This is a genomic window from Micromonospora sp. NPDC005174 (assembly GCF_040608495.1).
Classification (GTDB): Bacteria; Actinomycetota; Actinomycetes; order Mycobacteriales; family Micromonosporaceae; genus Micromonospora.
Genome location: NZ_JBEXIJ010000054.1, coordinates 1 through 15054, shown reverse-complemented (window position 1 = coordinate 15054; position 15054 = coordinate 1). Strand labels below are relative to the sequence as shown.

Below are 15054 nucleotides of genomic sequence, written 5' to 3'. Positions count from 1 at the left end.
CGGCCCGGACGGCGGCGGACCGTCGGCCCGGTCGAGCGCCGGACCCGCCCGCCGGCTCACGTCCGTGCGATCCCAGAAGCCGGGCAACGCAGTGAGCAAGGACGCACCGGTCCCTGCGAATCCGGGCGATGGCGGGCACCCTGTGCCAGGCTCTGTGGCATGGACGACAAGACCATCCTGAACCGGATCTCCGAGCTGGTCGACGAGGAGCACCGGCTGCGCGCGGACGCCCAGGCCCACGAGTCCGGCACCGAGGGCGAGGCCAGCGAGCGGCTACGCGCCCTGGAAGAATCCCTCGACCAGTGCTGGGACCTGCTCCGCCGCCGCCGGGCCGCCCGTGCCACCCACGGCGACCCCGACTCGCAGGGCGAACGCCCCAAGCCGGAGGTGGAACGCTACCTCCAGTGATCGGCACGGGCGGGTCGGGCAGCGCTGAGGCACCCGACCCGCTCCGCTCCGGTCAGCGGATGCCCGCCTCGCGCAGCAGCTCCCCGGTCAGGGCGCCGGCGTCGGCCTGTTCGGCGCTCAGTCCCCGGGCCACGAACCAGGCGCCGACCACCCGCACGTCGCGGGCCAGGAACTCGGGCCCCTGCGGGTTCGCCACCACGTCGACCACCTGCGGCAGGTCGATCACGACGAGCCGCCCGGAGTGCACGAGCAGGTTGTACGGCGACAGGTCACCGTGGGCGTAGCCGGCCCGGGCCAGGACACGCAGCGCCTCGACCAGTTGGTCCCACAGGTCGCGCAGCTCGGCCGGGCCGGGCCGTAGCTGGGCCAGCCGGGGCGCAGCAAGGCCCGACTCGGCGTCACCGACGAACTCCAGCATCAGCTCGGTGCCCCGCAACTGCACGGGGTACGGCACGGCGATCCGGTCGTTCCCGGCGCCGATCTCCCAGAGTCGCGCCAGCGCGGCGAACTCGGCCGCCGCCCACTGCCCGGCGATCATCTGGCGGCCGAAGGCCGTCCGGCCGGCCATCGCCCTCATCTCCCGGGAGCGCCGCACCCGGCGACCCTCCAGGTAGCCGGCGTCGCGGTGGAACAACCGGTGCTCCGGGTCCCGGTATCGCTTGACCGCCAACAGGCAGGACCGGTCCGTGTCCGGTACCGCGCGGCGGACCAGGTGGACGTCCGCCTCCTTCCCGGTCTTCAGCACACCCAGCTCGGTGTCCTTGGCGGCCAGCTCGGTGACCAGCCAGTCCGGGTGCGGGTGTGGCCCGTGCACCGCGTCGTCCCACGACGACCAGCGTTCGCCGGTGTCGGGGTCGGGTTGGGTGTCGGGGTCGGCGGGCGGCTCGGTGGGCCGGGCCCGCCTCAGGAACTGCGGTTCGTCGTCGTCGAAGCGGCGCTTGCCGCGGGTCCGGCGCTCCAGCGCCGGAAGGTCATGATCGCGCACTGTGGTGAGATTCCCTTGATCGAGGCTGAGATAGGCAGCTGGTAGCGACCTGCGAAGACGGCCACGGCCGACCTCCTCTCCTCGATCGGGCGGTACGCCCGGTGCACGATGCGCCGCCCATCCTCGCGGCAGCCCTGAGCACGGGTCAACCGAATTACGGCAGGGACGCGACGGGCGCGTACGCCTCAGCTCGCGAGCACCGTGGCGACAGCGGCGATCAGCCCGTCCACCGTGCGGCTGGGCGCGAAACGGACGTCCGACCAGGTCCGGCCCCGGTGCAGCCAGACGCTGGGCAGCCCGACCGCGGCGGCGCCGCCGATGTCCGCCTCCGGGCTGTCGCCGACCACCCAGGCACCCCGCAACGGCATCCGCACCCGCTGCGCGGCGAGCGCGAAGATCCGCGGGTTGGGTTTGCTGACCCCGGCCTCCTCGGAGATCACCCAGTCGGCGACGTAACGGTCCAGGCCGGTACGACGGATCTTGGCGTCCTCCAGGCGTACCGTGCCGTTGCACACCACCACGGGCACCCAGCCCGCGTCGTCGGCGATGCGCAGCGCGCAGGCGGTCAGCGGATCGAGCCGGGTCTGCGCCACCACCCCGTCGTGCAGTTCCTCCACCAGGTCGATCGAGGGGATCCGCAGCTCGTAGCGGTCCCGGATCGCGTCGGCCAGGTCCCAGCGGTCGGTCAACCCGTCCGCGTCGATCGAGATCAGCCAGTCGATGTCGGTGGGGGGCGCGCCGATGCCGTCCAGGAAGCGCTCACCCCAGCGTCGGAACGGCCCGGCCCGGTCCAGCAGGGTGTTGTCCAGGTCCAGCAGGAGCAGTGGCACTCGGGCACCCTACGGGACCGACGTGTCCGCCAACAGACCACGCGGGTTTCGACCTGGCGGTGGGCTCAACCGGTCAGCGACGTCCGCGGGCCGCCCTGGCTCGGCAGCAGATCGGCGAGCATCGAATGGGCCGACCGGGTGGCCGTGAGCGCGGCCGGATCGAGTGTCGCCACCAGCACGTCCGTGCCCTCGTCGGCGCCCCGGACGAGTGACCGTCCCTCCGGGTCGTAGATCGCCGCGCCGCCGTTGAACCGCCACGGGTCGCTGCCGCCGACGGAGTTGGCGAAGACCACGAACATGGTGTTGTCCAGGGCTCGCGCCGCGTAGTACAGGTCCCGGCGGTGCTCCGAGCCGGCCAGGTAGCCACTGGGGCACAGGTAGGCGTGCGCCCCGTCGAGGGCGGCGGCGCGGCCGTGCTCGGGGAAGCAGCCGTCGTAGCAGATGCCCAGCCCGAGCCGCCAGTCGTCGACGAGCAGCGTGGCACCCCGGCCGCCGGGGCTGAACAGCTCGCGTTCGTCGCCCCACAACTGCTGCTTGTCGTACCCGACCCGGACGGCACCGGTGCGGTCCACGACCAGCGCGGCGATGGTCCGCCGCTCGTCCGGGTGCCGGACCGCCGCGCCGACCACGACGGTGACCCCGGCGGTCCGCGCCGCGGCGCGCAGCGGGTCGAGCCGACCGTCGGCGACCACCCCGGCCGGGTCGGCCTCCACGTGGGTGCCGACCGGATCGGCGGCGAGAGTCGGCGGGTGGTACGCGCACAGGTACAGCTCGGGGAGGACGACCACCCGGGCACCCTGGCCGGCGGCAAGCCGGACCAGCTCGGCGGCTGCCGCGGCGTTGCCGGCGACGTCACCCGGCGCGGGGGTGGCCTGGACGGTGGCGACGGTCAGCGGGCCGGACGGCGCGGGGTGGGGGCGGTTCACCGGGGTGATCGTAAACGGTACGTTACCAAGCCGTACGTACGGTTTGCATGGCTCGGGGTGACCTGCGACGATCCAGGTGTGCCCAGAGTAAGTCAGGACCAGCTCGACGCGCGCCGGCAGGAGATCCTTGCCGCGGCTCGGGCGTGTTTCGCCCGGCTCGGCTACGAGGGGGCGACGGTACGCCGCCTCGAGGAGGCCACCGGGCTCTCCCGGGGCGCCATCTTCCACCACTTCCGCGACAAGGACTCGCTGTTCCTCGCCGTCGCGGAGGACGACGCCGCCGCCATGGTCGAGACGGTCGCCCGCAACGGTCTGGTGCAGGTGATGCGCGATCTGCTGGCCCGCGCCGTCTCGCCGGACACCACCGGCTGGCTGGGCAGCCAACTGGAGGTCTCCCGCCGGCTGCGCACCGATCCGGCGTTCGCCAAGCGCTGGGCCGAGCGGTCGGCCGCGATCGCCGAGGCGACCCGGGACCGGCTGGCCCGCCAGCGCGACGCCGGGGTGCTGCGCGAGGACGTACCGATCGACGTGCTGGCCCAGTTCCTGGAGCTGGCCTACGACGGCCTCGTGCTGCACCTGGCGATGGGCCGACCGGCCGGTGACCTGGGCCCGGTCCTCGACCTGGTCGAAGAGGCGGTCCGCCGCCGCTGAGGGTGCTTTCGCCGCCGCCGACAGCGCGGGTCCCCCGGCCCGGCCGCATGGCGACGGTGCTCCACAATGGGGCCGCCGACCCCTCCGGCGACAGGAGCAGCCGATGATCGTCCACGCCGCCTCGGGCGACACCTGGGGTGTCCCCGGTACGACCTTCCTCCGGCTCTACCTCGTGGCGGCCGTCGTGGTGGCCGCCCTCGCGGTCCTGCACCGGGTACGCCTCGCCACCGGCACGGAACCCCTCGTCACCGAGCCGCTCGGTCCGCAGGAGGTCGCCTACCTCAACGGTGGACCGGCCCTCGCGGTACACGCCGCCCTCGGCGGTCTGCGGGGCAGTGGCGCGATCGGCGTCGGTCCGGATCGCCGGCTGCTGACCACCGGTCCGACCCCGACCGGACTCACCCCGCTGGAGCAGGCGATCCACGGGGCCGCCCACCAGGGCGTCCGGGCCCGTGACCTCGGCCAGGACCAGCGGGTGACCGCCGCGCTCGACCAGCTCCGCAGCAGCCTCGAAGGGCGTGGACTACTCGTGAGCCAGGCGCGCCTGGCCACCGCACGACAGTGGCGGCTGTTCCTCGCCGCCGTCGGGGTGTTCGGCGTCGTACGGCTGTTCGCCGGCCTGGCCAACGGGCGACCGGTGGGCTTCCTGCTGCTCACCCTCGTCGGTGTGTCGGTGGCGGTGCTGCTGCTCTGGCGGGTACCGGAAACCACGCGGGCCGGCCGCCACGCCCTGCGCGACCTGCGGACCCGACACCACCATCTCGCCCCCGACTCGTCCCCCGCGTACGCCACCTACGGCGCGGCCGGCGCGGCGATGGGCGTGGCGCTGTACGGCACGGCGTCGCTGTGGGCGATCGACCCGGGCTTCGCCGAGCAGGCCGAGATCCAGCGCCAGGCGATCGCCAGCGGCGGCTGGTCGGGTGCCAGCGGTGGATCGTCGGGTACGACCGGCAGCTCCTGCGGCGGTGGCAGCTCCTGCGGTGGCGGTGGCGGGTGCGGCGGCGGTGGGTGCGGCGGATGACCGGCCCGTACGGCGTCGGCATCGGCTGGCGTCCCGAGATCGCCGGTTTCGTGGCCGAGCTGCCCGGCCTGCGTTTCGTCGAGGTGGTGGCCGAGTCGGTGGCGTCGACCGGGCCACTCCCGGTCGGGCTGACGCAGTTGCGGGAGCGCGGCGTGACAGTCGTACCCCACGGGGTGCGGCTCTCCCTCGGTGGCGCCGAGCCGGTCGACCCGGCCCGCGTCGCCCACCTGGCCGCGGTCGCGCAGCGGACGGACGCGCCGCTGGTCAGCGAGCACATCGCGTTCGTGCGGGCCGGCGGGCTGGAGGCCGGGCACCTGCTGCCGCTGCCGCGCAGCCGGGAGGCCGTCGACGCGATCTGCGCCAACGTGACCCGAGCGCAGGCCGAGCTGCCGGTGCCGATCGCGCTGGAGCCGATCGCCGCCCTCTTCGACTGGCCCGACGACGAGCTGGACGAGGCGGACTTCCTCACCGAGATCCTGGACCGGACCGGCGCTCTGCTGCTGCTGGACGTCGCCAACGTGCACGCCAACGCGCGCAACCGGGGCACCGATCCACTCGCGCTGCTCGACCGGCTGCCCCTGGACCGGATCGCCTACGTACACGTGGCCGGCGGGGCCGAGCACGGCGGCTTCTACCACGACACGCACACCCATCCCGTACCCCCGGAGGTGCTGGAACTGATCGGGGCGCTCTGCGCCCGACAGCGGCCACCGGCGCTGCTGCTGGAACGCGACGGCGGCTACCCACCGGCCGCCGAGCTGCGCGCCGAACTCGACGCCCTGGCCACCGCATCCGGCTTCCCGGCCGTGACATGACCGGCGCTGCGCCCCGCGACGACCTCGCCGCGCGGCAGGCGGAGCTGGTCGCGGCGCTGGTCGCCGGAGGGCCGCCACCGGCGGGCTTCGCGGCCGGACCGCTGGCCGCCGCCCGGGCGGCACTGTTGGGCAAACGCGCCGGCGAGGTGGCCCGGCACTGGCCGCTGCTCGCCGCCGGCCTCGGCGCGGCGTGGCTGTCGACCTTCGCCGCCTGGGCCGCCGACCGCCCCACCGCCGGGTCGCTGCGCGACGGCTGGGACCTGGCCCGCGACCTCCGGCACCGCGGGACGCTGCCCCCGTCGGGCGCCGACGAGCTGGCCGTCCGCGAGGCGGGACTGCGCTACGACGGGCACACCGCGCCACGTCCGCGCCGGCTGCCGGCCGTGGCCCGCGCCGACGGCGCCATCGCGGTGCAGGTAGCCGGTCGGGTACGTCTGCTACGGCCCGCCCGCCGCTGACCCGCCACCTTTGGCGGTGGCGCACCGGATGCGGCAGGATCGGCGGTATGGATCTCGGACTGACCGACCGCGTGTACGTCCTCACCGGCGCCTCTCGTGGCCTGGGCTACGCGACGGCGCAGTGCCTGGTCGCCGACGGCGCACGGGTGGTGCTCTCCGCGCGGGACCCGGAGGCGGTGGCGGCCGCCGCGCAGGCACTGGGCGGCCCGGACAAGGCGGTCGGCGTCGCCGCGGACCTGTCCGACCCGCAGACGCCGGAGCAACTCGTCGCGACGGCCCGCACGCACTTCGGCCGGGTCGACGGCGCGCTGATCTCGGTCGGCGGCCCGCCCGCCGGCAACGCGGCGACGATCAGCGACGAGCAGTGGCGGATCTCGTTCGAGACGATCTTCCTGGGCACCGTCCGCGCGGTGCGGACGATCGCCGGGGCGCTCGGCGAGGGCGGCGCGATCGGGCTGGTGCTCTCCACCTCGGCCCGTGGCCCGGTGCCCGGCCTCGGCATCTCCAACGGCCTACGGCCCGGCCTGGTCGGCGTCGCCAAGGACGTCGCCGACGACTACGGCCCCCGTGGCGTACGCGTCGTCGGCCTCCTGCCCGGCCGGATCCTCACCGATCGCAACCGGGAGCTGTTCGCCGCGACCGGCGACCCGGAACGCGCCCGCGCCGAGGCGGAGGCGATCATTCCGTTGCGACGCCTCGGTGACCCGACCGAGTTCGGCCGGGTGGCCGCGTTCGTGCTCTCCCCCGCCGCGAGCTACCTGACCGGCCTCACCGTGCCTGTCGACGGCGGCGCACTACGCGGCCTGTGACAGCCGCTCCGATTCCAGGCACCGACGGCCGAGCCGGCGCTGCGCCGCCGGCGCTGGGCAGTCGTACCGGCGCGGGCGGCGCGCCGCCGGCGCTGGGCAGTCGTACGGGCGCGGGCGCCGCGCCGCCGGCGCTGGGCAGTCGTACCGGCGCGGGTGCCGCGCCGCCGGCGCTGGGCAGTCGTACCGGCGCGGGCGCCGCGCACCCCCGGCCTACCCGGGCGGACCTGGCGGCGGCCGCCGACCGGATCATTCCCGACGTGCTCGCCCCAGGCTTGGCGGTGCTGTTCGTCGGCATCAATCCCGGCCTCTGGTCGGCGGCCACCGGCTGGCACTTCGCTCGACCCGGCAACCGGTTCTGGCCGGCGCTGCACCTGGGCGGGTTCACCCCCCGGCTGCTGCACCCGAGCGAGCAGGCCGAGTTGCCGGCCCTCGGGCTCGGCATCACGAACATGGCCGCCCGGGCCAGCGCCCGTGCCGACGAGCTGAGCGCCGAGGAACTGCTCGACGGCGCGGCGATCCTGACCGACAAGGTGGCCCGACATCGGCCGCAGTGGGTGGCCGTGGTGGGGGTGACCGCGTACCGGATCGGTTTCCGACGACCGAAGGCCACGTTCGGGCCGCAGCCGGAGTCGCTGGCCGGGGCACGCCTGTGGGTGCTGCCGAACCCGAGCGGCCTGAACGCGCACTTCACGCCGGTGACGCTGGGCGCAGCATTCGCCGAGCTAAAGGCAGCCACCGACCGCCCAAACTAACCCCGCCCCGCCCCCCGGCCCCGCCACCCCCACCCCCACCCCCAGTGCGTCGATCATGAAGTTGTTGCCACGAAACGCCGACGCAGGTGGCAATAACTTCATGATCAACCAGGGTGGGGTGGGGGTGGGGAAGGGGGGAGGGGGGAGCCGTGGGGGAGGTCGGATGTTGCGGTTGGGTTTGCGCGGTATCGCTACTTTGCGCGCATGGCCGGGAATCGCCTTGCGTTGCTCGCTCTGCTCCTGCTGGTCGTGTGCGCGTCCGTCGTCGTCGTGGCAGTGCGCCGTCGGCGCCGGGCCGCCCGGTTGGACGACCGGCAGGCGGGGCTGGATTCCGCGCGCAAGGCGATCCGCCAGAGCGCGCGCGAAACCCGCAAACGTCGCCGGGGCAGTCTTCGCGGCAAGGGCGGCGGCGGTGACCAGAGCCTGGCCTCCGACGCGGGCTCGACGAGCGACTCCGGCGGCACTCCGTAGTGCGACCAGCCCGCCTGTCGATGGACTCGACGTCGAGGAAGTCGGGCTTTCGAAGCGACCGGGAGGCCGCGACTTCCAGCAACCCGGGTCGATCAACCCACTGACGGGTCAGTTGGCGGCGGCGGGTGGCATCGCCTCGTCGGCGACGTACGTGCCCAGGGGCATGACCACCGGCTCGGGGCCGGTCGCGTCCACGAAGGGACGGGGCGAGTCGGCGACCGCGAACTGGGTCCGGTACAGCTCGGCGTAGAGGCCACCGACCGCGACCAGCTCGTCGTGCCGGCCACGCTCGACGATCCGACCGCCGTCGAGCACGAGGATCTGGTCGGCGTCGCGGACGGTGGAGAGCCGGTGCGCGATCACCAGGGCGGTACGTCCGGCGAGCGCCACCGACAGCGCGCGCTGCACCGCGGCCTCGCTCTCCGAATCCAGGTGTGCGGTCGCCTCGTCGAGGATGACGATCGACGGGGCCTTGAGCAGCAGCCGGGCGATGGCGATGCGTTGCTTCTCGCCGCCGGAGAAGCGGTAGCCGCGCTCCCCCACCGTCGTGTCCAGCCCGTCGGGCAGCGACCGGACCAGGTCGGCGACCTGGGCGCCGGCGAGCGCGGCCCAGATCTCGTCGTCGGTGGCGTCCGGCTTGGCGTACCGCAGGTTCTCGGCGATCGTCTCGTGGAACAGGTGCGAATCCTGCGTGACCACACCGATCTCGTCGCGCAGGGAGGCGAGCGTGGCGTCGCGGACGTCCACTCCGCCGACGAGCACCTGCCCGTCGGTGACGTCGTAGATCCGGGAGATGAGCATCGACAGCGTCGACTTGCCGGCGCCGGACGGGCCGACCAGGGCGACCATCTGGCCCGGCTCGACGCTGAACGAGACGCCCTTGAGCACCGGCTCGTTGACCGTGCGGTCGAGGGTGGCGACCTCCTCCAGCGAGGCGAGGGAGATCTCGGCGGCGCTCGGGTAGCGGAAGCGCACGTCGCGGAAGTCGACCCGGCCGGCGCTGCGGGGCACCGGCACCGCGTCGGGCTTCTCCACGATGCCGGGCTTTAGGTCGAGCACCTCGAAGACGCGGTCGAAGGAGACCAGCGCGCTCATCACGTCCACGCGGACGTTGGAGAGCGCGGTGAGCGGCCCGTACAGGCGGGTGAGCAGCAGTGCGAGGGTCACGACGGTGCCCGCGCTGACGCCGCCGGTGACGGCGAGCCAGCCGCCGAGACCGTAGGTGAGCGCCTGCGCCAGCGAGGCGACCAGCAGCATCGCGACGAAGAACGTCCGCGAGTACATGGCGGACTCGATGCCGATGTCGCGGACCCGCTCGGCCCGGCCGGCGAACCGACGGGCCTCGATCTCGGGCTGGCCGAAGAGCTTCACGAGCAGCGCGCCGGCCACCCCGAACCGCTCGGTCATCGTCGCGTTCATCTTGGCGTCGAGGTTGTACGCCTCGCGCGTGATGTCGGCCAGCCGCCGGCCCACCCGACGGGCCGGGATGATGAAGATCGGCAGCAGCACCAGCGAGAGCGCGGTGATCTGCCAGGACAGGGTGAACATCACGGCGGCGGTGAGCACCAGTTGGATGACGTTGCTGACCACACCGGACAGGGTCGAGGTGAACGCCCGCTGCGCGCCGAGCACGTCGTTGTTGAGCCGGCTGACCAGGGCACCGGTCTGGGTGCGGGTGAAGAACTGCAACGGCATCCGTTGCACGTGGTCGTAGACCCGGGTGCGCAGGTTGAGGATGATGCCCTCGCCGATGCGGGCGGAATACCACCGCTGGGCCAGGGACAACAGGGCGTCGACGACCGCCAGGGCCGCGATGAACAGGGCCAGCCGGATGACGAGCTGACCGGCCTCGGTGCCGCCCCGGTTGATCGCGTTGATCACGTCACCGGCGAGCACCGGGGTGGCGACGCCGATGATGGCGGCGAGCACGACGGTGGCCAGGAACACGACGATGTCGCGCCGGTAGGGCTGGGCGAAGGCCACGATGCGGCGGGCCACCCCGCGCTTGAGCCGGTGGGCGGAGACCTCGTCGCGGTTGCGCATCGACCGGAGCATGCTCCACCCGGCCATGCCACCGCCGGACATCGGGTTGGACACCAGTCACCTCCGGGTCGTCGGGTAGACCACACTGTCAGGTCAATTCTCCCGACAGCTGTGACAACCTCGGTCGTAACCCGGATCTTCCCGTGCGGTCCTTACTATTCACCCCGATTGGCGAGATCGCGCAGGCGGCGGGTCTGCGCCTCCCGCTCGGCCCGCTGCTGGTCGGCGTGCGACCGCCCGCCCGCGCCGGCGAGCAGGGCCTTGATCTCCACCACCGCGTCGCGCGCGCCGGCCAGCAGGCCCGCCGTGAGGTCACGGACCGCGTCGTCCAGCTCCCCCGGGGGTACGACGAGAGTGGCCAGACCGATCCGGTCCGCCTCGGTGGCGTCGAGCCGGCGGCCCGTCGCGCAGATCTCGAGCGCCCGGGAATAGCCGACGAGTTCGACGAGGCGCTTCGTGCCGGCCAGGTCGGGCACCAGCCCGAGCCCGACCTCGGCCATCGAGAACTTCGCGTCGGTGGCGACAACCCGCAGGTCACAGGCGAGGGCGAGCTGGAAGCCGGCGCCGATCGCGTGGCCCTGCACCGCAGCCACGGAGATGACGTCCGGGCGGTGCAGCCAGGTGAAGCCGGCCTGGAACTCGGCGATCCGGTCCGCGCACTCCTGCTCGGGCAGCGTGGCCAGCTCGGCGAACGACCCCGGGCCGGACGCGCCGGCCACCGCGAGGTCGAGGCCGGCGGAGAACGCACGCCCCTCGCCCCGCACCACCACCACCCGTACGTCGCCGGGCAGGTCGCGGGAGAAGTCGCTCATGGCGCGCCACATCGCGGGCGTCTGGGCATTGAGCACGTCGGGCCGGCACAACGTCACCGTGGCAACCGGCCCGTCGCAGGTCAGCCGAACCCCGGTCGCCTCGGCGGTCACCGGGCTGCCCGGGGCGCGGCGCTGATGAACGACGCGGAGGGGCGGGTCACGCCTTCTTGCGGCGCCGGGCACCGCCGCGCTGACGCAGCTGAACCCCGGACTCGGTGAGCACTCGGTGGATGAACCCGTAGGAACGGCCGGTCGAGGCCGCCAGCGCGCGGATGCTCTCCCCCGAGGTGTACCGCTTTACCAGGTCCTTGGCGAGCGTCTGACGCTCGGCTCCGACGATCCGGCGACCCTTCTCAGTGCTGGTGGCTGTGCCAGTGGCTGCCATGCTGTGTCCTCACGTCCCAGACTGTGCGGTTCGGATACGGTCCCACCTATTAGACCGCCTCGAACGATCATGCGCCAGATATCAACTCTTCGCCAACCGACACGCTATGCAATGTCAGGTTCCCGATAGAGTGATCCTCGCGAAGGGTCCCGAGTGGGCCACTCCGGCGCGGTGACGCCCCCACCCGTACGCTCCCGGGGTGATCGACCTGTTCGGCACCGCGGCCGGCGCGGCCGTGGTCTTCGCCGCCACCGACATCGACGACATCGTCATCCTCACGCTGTTCTTCGTGGCGGCCCGTACCACCGGCCGGCCCCGCACCTGGCAGATCGTCACCGGCCAGTACCTCGGCATCGGCGCGCTCGCGCTGGCCAGCGCGGTGGTCGCCGCCGGGCTGCTGGTCGTGCCGGACCCGTGGACCGGCCTGCTGGGTCTGCTGCCGATCGCGCTGGGCGTCCGCGCCCTGTTGCACCGTGACGACGACGAGCCCGCCACCGTGGTCACCGGCACCCTCGGCGTCGCCGGCGTGACCATCGCCAACGGCGCCGACAACGTGGCCGTCTACGTACCCGTGTTCCGGGCCCTCGGCCCCGGCGACAGCGCGGTCTTCCTGCTGATCTTCGTGGTGCTCATCGGCCTGTGGTGCGCCGCCGCCGCCTGGCTCGGCGGCCACCGGCGGGTGGTCGCTCTGGTGGAACGTGCCGGGCACTGGCTGGTACCGGCGATCTTCGTCGGCATCGGCGTGGTGATCCTGGTCAGCTCAGGTGTGCTCGCCCGGCTGGTCGACCTGCTGGGCTGAGACCGGCCCACCCCGACCGCCGCGCGGTCAGGCCAGCTCGACCAGTTCGAGGAGGTCGTCGCTCCAGGCGTCCTCGTCGCCGTCCGGCAGCAGGATCGCGCGGTCCGGCTTGAGCGCGAGCACCGCCCCCGGGTCGTGCGTGACCAGCACGATCGCGCCGGGATAGTTGGCGATCGCGTCGAGCACCTGCTCGCGGCTGACCGGGTCGAGGTTGTTGGTGGGCTCGTCGAGCAGCAGCACGTTGGCGCCCGAGCAGACAAGCGTGGACAGGGCCAGCCGCGTCTTCTCGCCGCCGGAGAGGACCCCGGCCGGCTTGTTCACGTCGTCGCCGGAGAACAGGAACGCGCCGAGGATTTTGCGCAGGTCGGTGTCGGACTGCTCGATCGCGGCGGCGCGCATGTTCTCCAGCACCGTCCGCTCCACGTCCAGCGTCTCGTGCTCCTGCGCGTAGTAGCCCAACCGCAGCCCGTGCCCGGCGTGCACCTCGCCGGTGTCGGGGTTGAGCAGGCCACCGAGCATCCGCAGCAGCGTCGTCTTGCCGGCGCCGTTGAGCCCGAGGATGGCCACCCGGGAACCCCGGTCCACGGCGACGTTGACGTCGGTGAAGATCTCCAACGAGCCGTACGACTTGGACAGGCCGGTCGCGGTCAGCGGCGTCTTGCCGCACGGGGCCGGGCTGGGGAAACGCACCTTCGCCACCCGGTCGGCGACGCGTACGTCCTCCAGACCCGAGATCAGCTTCTCGGCGCGGCGGGCCATGTTCTGCGCGGCGACGGTCTTGGTGGCCTTGGCCCGCATCTTGTCGGCCTGCGCCATCAGCGCGCCGGCCTTCTTCTCCGCGTTGGCCCGCTCGCGGCGGCGGCGTCGTTCGTCGGTCTCGCGGGCCTCCAGGTACGCCTTCCAGCCCAGGTTGTAGACGTCGATCACGGAGCGGGTGGCGTCGAGGAACCAGACCTTGTTGACCACCGACTCCAGCAGTGCCCCGTCGTGGGAGATCACGATGAGCCCACCCTTGTGGTTGGCGAGGAAGCCACGCAGCCAGGTGATCGAGTCGGCGTCGAGGTGGTTCGTCGGCTCGTCGAGCAGCAGGATGCCGCCGCCGTTCTCACCGGCGTCGCGGAACAGGATCCGGGCCAGCTCGATGCGCCGGCGCTGACCGCCGGAGAGGGTGCCGATGGTCTGGGCGAGCGCGCGGTCCGGCAGACCGAGGTTGGCGCAGATCCGGGCGGCCTCGGCCTCGGCGGCGTACCCACCCAGGGCGGCGAACTGGTCCTCCAGCGCGCCGTAGCGGCGGACCAACTTGTCGGTGGCGTCCTCGGCGAGGCGCTCCTCGACGTCCTTCATCTGGGCCATCAGCACATCGAGACCGCGGGCGGAGAGCACCCGGTCGCGGCCGGTGACCTCCAGGTCGCCGGTGCGCGGGTCCTGTGGGAGGTAACCGATGGCGCTGCGCTGGTCGATCTGGCCGCCGTACGGCTGGCCCTCACCGGCGAGCACTTTGAGCGTGGTGGTCTTGCCGGCGCCGTTGCGGCCGACGAGGCCGATCCGATCACCGGGCTGCACGCGCAGGGTGGTGTCGGACAGCAGGATCCGGGAGCCGGCACGCAGCTCCAGGCCGGTGGCAGTAATCATCTCGTGGGACTCGCTCTCGGGGTCTGGAAGGCTGACTCAGGGCACGCGAAAGCGCCGGCGGGCAGTGGGCCCGTCGGCGCGGGGCGGTTCAGCCTTCGCAGCGCGGCACGGCGACAAGTGTACCGGGCACTCACGTACGACCCGCTCGGATTACCAATCAAGATCATCGGGTACCGGAACGCCTGTCCGGACCCCGTCCGGCACTGAAACGACTAAACGACACACACACGACATTCACCGGTATTAGGCGATCGGGGTCAGCATGGAACTCAACGAGCGGGCCGAGCTCGACACCTCCCAGGCCAACGACGTGGGCCGCGGCAGCGGCGGCGGGGGCGGCGGAGGCATGGGCATCCCCATCCCGGGAGGCGGCGGCAAGGGCGGCATCATCGGCATCGTGGTCGCCGTCATCATCGCCCTGCTCGGCGGCGGCTTCGGCCTCAACGCGATGAACAACGGCGACGAGGGCGGCCAGGCCGGGGGCGACGACCTCGACCAAGTGTGCTCCACCGCCAACCCCGACCGTCTCCAGGACGCGCGCTGTCGCAACCTGCTCTTCGTCAACAGCATCCAGGCGTACTGGAAGAAGGCGTACCCCGAGCTGGGCAAGGGCAACTACGAGCCCACCACCACGAACTTCTTCCAGCAGGCCGTGAACACCGGCTGCGGGCAGGCCGACTCCGGTGTCGGCCCGTTCTACTGCCCCGCCGACCAGAAGGTGTACATCGACCTGGGCTTCTACGACGAGCTGGCCACCCGGTTCGGCGCCAAGGGCGAGTTCGCCCAGCCGTACGTGCTCGCCCACGAGTACGGCCACCACGTCCAGGACCTGCTCGGCACCAACGCCAAGGCCGGCCAGGGCGACCAGAGCGGGCCCAAGTCCGCCTCCGTGCGGTTGGAGTTGCAGGCCGACTGCTACGCCGGCGCCTGGGCCAAGCACGCCACCGAGAGCAAGGACAAGAGCGGCCAGGAGCCACTGTTCAAGTCGATCACCGAGGCCGACGTCAGTCAGGCCGTCGACACCGCCGAGGCGATCGGTGACGACAGCATCCAGGAGCGCTCCGGTGGGCAGGTCAACCCCGACCAGTTCACCCACGGCACGTCGGAGCAGCGCAAGCGCTGGTTCAGCCGTGGCTACGAGGGCGGCGACCCGAAGACCTGCGCCAGCTCGTCGAGATCGTCACGGCCCCACCCGTACCGCGCGATGGCCGGACCGACCACCAGCGACGCGTCGGTGACCCGCCCCGTCACCACGAC

The 15054-nt window shown here is 72.8% G+C and carries 17 protein-coding genes and 2 pseudogenes; 11 read left to right on the top strand and 8 right to left on the bottom strand.

Going from position 1 to position 15054, the window contains the following annotated elements; all coding sequences use genetic code 11:
• The first annotated feature begins 159 nt into the window (after positions 1 to 159).
• A complete protein-coding gene (locus tag ABZU91_RS32105; protein ID WP_355248839.1) occupies positions 160 to 408 on the top strand; it encodes a DUF2630 family protein in 249 nt (82 codons plus the stop codon).
• Between the two features lie 52 nt (positions 409 to 460).
• On the opposite strand, the gene ABZU91_RS32100 is transcribed toward ABZU91_RS32105, so the two are convergent.
• The 3 genes from ABZU91_RS32100 to ABZU91_RS32090 form a co-directional block, all read right to left on the bottom strand.
• The gene (locus tag ABZU91_RS32100; protein ID WP_355248836.1) at positions 461 to 1393 is read right to left on the bottom strand and encodes an RIO1 family regulatory kinase/ATPase; all 933 of its coding nucleotides are present in this window, start codon (positions 1391 to 1393) and stop codon (positions 461 to 463) included.
• Positions 1394 to 1578: 185 nt separating this feature from the next.
• Positions 1579 to 2223, bottom strand: a complete 645-nt coding sequence (locus ABZU91_RS32095; RefSeq protein ID WP_355248834.1) for an HAD family hydrolase — start codon at positions 2221 to 2223, stop codon at positions 1579 to 1581.
• 65 nt (positions 2224 to 2288) lie between these two features.
• Positions 2289 to 3149, bottom strand: a complete 861-nt coding sequence (locus ABZU91_RS32090) for a carbon-nitrogen hydrolase family protein (protein ID WP_355248831.1) — start codon at positions 3147 to 3149, stop codon at positions 2289 to 2291.
• A 78-nt stretch (positions 3150 to 3227) separates the two neighbouring features.
• Here ABZU91_RS32090 and ABZU91_RS32085 point away from each other — a divergent pair, with 78 nt between their 5' ends.
• The 7 genes from ABZU91_RS32085 (at position 3228) to ABZU91_RS32055 (ending at position 8126) form a co-directional block, all read left to right on the top strand.
• Positions 3228 to 3800, top strand: a complete 573-nt coding sequence (locus ABZU91_RS32085; protein WP_234591495.1) for a TetR/AcrR family transcriptional regulator — start codon at positions 3228 to 3230, stop codon at positions 3798 to 3800.
• Positions 3801 to 3903: 103 nt separating this feature from the next.
• Positions 3904 to 4821 carry a TIGR04222 domain-containing membrane protein gene (locus ABZU91_RS32080; RefSeq protein ID WP_355248828.1) on the top strand — a complete coding sequence of 306 codons (918 nt, stop codon included), beginning with the start codon at positions 3904 to 3906 and terminating at the stop codon, positions 4819 to 4821.
• Complete coding sequence (locus ABZU91_RS32075) at positions 4818 to 5636, top strand: DUF692 domain-containing protein (RefSeq protein WP_355248825.1); 819 nt, start codon at positions 4818 to 4820, stop codon at positions 5634 to 5636. Before ABZU91_RS32080 ends, ABZU91_RS32075 begins: the two co-directional genes overlap by 4 nt.
• Positions 5633 to 6094 (top strand): hypothetical protein, encoded by a 462-nt coding sequence (locus tag ABZU91_RS32070; protein ID WP_355248823.1) that lies wholly within the window; start codon positions 5633 to 5635, stop codon positions 6092 to 6094. The genes ABZU91_RS32075 and ABZU91_RS32070 overlap by 4 nt, the downstream gene beginning before the upstream one ends.
• Positions 6095 to 6141: 47 nt before the next feature.
• The gene (locus tag ABZU91_RS32065; protein ID WP_355248820.1) at positions 6142 to 6903 is read left to right on the top strand and encodes an SDR family oxidoreductase; all 762 of its coding nucleotides are present in this window, start codon (positions 6142 to 6144) and stop codon (positions 6901 to 6903) included.
• A gap of 170 nt (positions 6904 to 7073) precedes the next feature.
• A complete protein-coding gene (mug, locus tag ABZU91_RS32060; RefSeq protein ID WP_355248875.1) occupies positions 7074 to 7655 on the top strand; it encodes a G/U mismatch-specific DNA glycosylase in 582 nt (193 codons plus the stop codon).
• A gap of 204 nt (positions 7656 to 7859) precedes the next feature.
• A complete protein-coding gene (locus ABZU91_RS32055; protein WP_355248817.1) occupies positions 7860 to 8126 on the top strand; it encodes a hypothetical protein in 267 nt (88 codons plus the stop codon).
• 108 nt (positions 8127 to 8234) lie between these two features.
• Here ABZU91_RS32055 and ABZU91_RS32050 read toward each other — a convergent pair whose 3' ends face one another.
• Both ABZU91_RS32050 and ABZU91_RS32045 read right to left on the bottom strand, forming a co-directional pair.
• The gene (locus tag ABZU91_RS32050) at positions 8235 to 10211 is read right to left on the bottom strand and encodes an ABC transporter ATP-binding protein (RefSeq protein WP_355248873.1); all 1977 of its coding nucleotides are present in this window, start codon (positions 10209 to 10211) and stop codon (positions 8235 to 8237) included.
• A 113-nt stretch (positions 10212 to 10324) separates the two neighbouring features.
• Positions 10325 to 11038, bottom strand: a complete 714-nt coding sequence (locus ABZU91_RS32045; protein WP_355248870.1) for an enoyl-CoA hydratase/isomerase family protein — start codon at positions 11036 to 11038, stop codon at positions 10325 to 10327.
• Between ABZU91_RS32045 and ABZU91_RS32040 the strand changes: the two genes are divergently transcribed.
• The gene (locus tag ABZU91_RS32040) at positions 10980 to 11117 is read left to right on the top strand and encodes a hypothetical protein (RefSeq protein ID WP_355248881.1); all 138 of its coding nucleotides are present in this window, start codon (positions 10980 to 10982) and stop codon (positions 11115 to 11117) included. The genes ABZU91_RS32045 and ABZU91_RS32040 overlap by 59 nt on opposite strands.
• Positions 11118 to 11138: 21 nt before the next feature.
• On the opposite strand, the gene ABZU91_RS32035 is transcribed toward ABZU91_RS32040, so the two are convergent.
• Positions 11139 to 11366: a helix-turn-helix domain-containing protein gene (locus tag ABZU91_RS32035; RefSeq protein ID WP_007462679.1), complete on the bottom strand. Its 228-nt coding sequence runs from the start codon at positions 11364 to 11366 to the stop codon at positions 11139 to 11141.
• A gap of 199 nt (positions 11367 to 11565) precedes the next feature.
• Between ABZU91_RS32035 and ABZU91_RS32030 the strand changes: the two genes are divergently transcribed.
• Positions 11566 to 12165, top strand: coding sequence for a cadmium resistance transporter (locus ABZU91_RS32030; protein ID WP_355248814.1), 600 nt, complete (start codon positions 11566 to 11568; stop codon positions 12163 to 12165).
• A gap of 27 nt (positions 12166 to 12192) precedes the next feature.
• Here ABZU91_RS32030 and ABZU91_RS32025 read toward each other — a convergent pair whose 3' ends face one another.
• Positions 12193 to 13797, bottom strand: a complete 1605-nt coding sequence (locus tag ABZU91_RS32025; protein WP_355248811.1) for an ABC-F family ATP-binding cassette domain-containing protein — start codon at positions 13795 to 13797, stop codon at positions 12193 to 12195.
• Between the two features lie 262 nt (positions 13798 to 14059).
• Between ABZU91_RS32025 and ABZU91_RS32020 the strand changes: the two are divergent.
• Positions 14060 to 14959, top strand: a pseudogene (locus ABZU91_RS32020) (neutral zinc metallopeptidase); the annotation flags it as partial.
• Here the strand turns inward: ABZU91_RS32020 and ABZU91_RS32015 are convergent.
• Positions 14959 to 15054 (bottom strand): annotated as a pseudogene (locus tag ABZU91_RS32015) (acyclic terpene utilization AtuA family protein); the annotation flags it as partial. The pseudogenes ABZU91_RS32020 and ABZU91_RS32015 sit on opposite strands and share 1 nt — an antisense overlap.

Bases quoted from the DNA above. Each gene is read 5' to 3' on its own strand.
- ABZU91_RS32080 (WP_355248828.1), top strand. From the start codon at position 3,904: ATGATCGTCCACGCCGCCTCGGGCGACACCTGGGGTGTCCCCGGTACG.
- ABZU91_RS32040 (WP_355248881.1), top strand. From the start codon at position 10,980: ATGGCGCGCCACATCGCGGGCGTCTGGGCATTGAGCACGTCGGGCCGG.
- ABZU91_RS32055 (WP_355248817.1), top strand. From the start codon at position 7,860: ATGGCCGGGAATCGCCTTGCGTTGCTCGCTCTGCTCCTGCTGGTCGTG.
- ABZU91_RS32105 (WP_355248839.1), top strand. From the start codon at position 160: ATGGACGACAAGACCATCCTGAACCGGATCTCCGAGCTGGTCGACGAG.
- ABZU91_RS32070 (WP_355248823.1), top strand. From the start codon at position 5,633: ATGACCGGCGCTGCGCCCCGCGACGACCTCGCCGCGCGGCAGGCGGAG.
- ABZU91_RS32035 (WP_007462679.1), bottom strand. From the start codon at position 11,366: ATGGCAGCCACTGGCACAGCCACCAGCACTGAGAAGGGTCGCCGGATC.
- ABZU91_RS32025 (WP_355248811.1), bottom strand. From the start codon at position 13,797: ATGATTACTGCCACCGGCCTGGAGCTGCGTGCCGGCTCCCGGATCCTG.
- ABZU91_RS32065 (WP_355248820.1), top strand. From the start codon at position 6,142: ATGGATCTCGGACTGACCGACCGCGTGTACGTCCTCACCGGCGCCTCT.
- ABZU91_RS32075 (WP_355248825.1), top strand. From the start codon at position 4,818: ATGACCGGCCCGTACGGCGTCGGCATCGGCTGGCGTCCCGAGATCGCC.
- ABZU91_RS32050 (WP_355248873.1), bottom strand. From the start codon at position 10,211: ATGTCCGGCGGTGGCATGGCCGGGTGGAGCATGCTCCGGTCGATGCGC.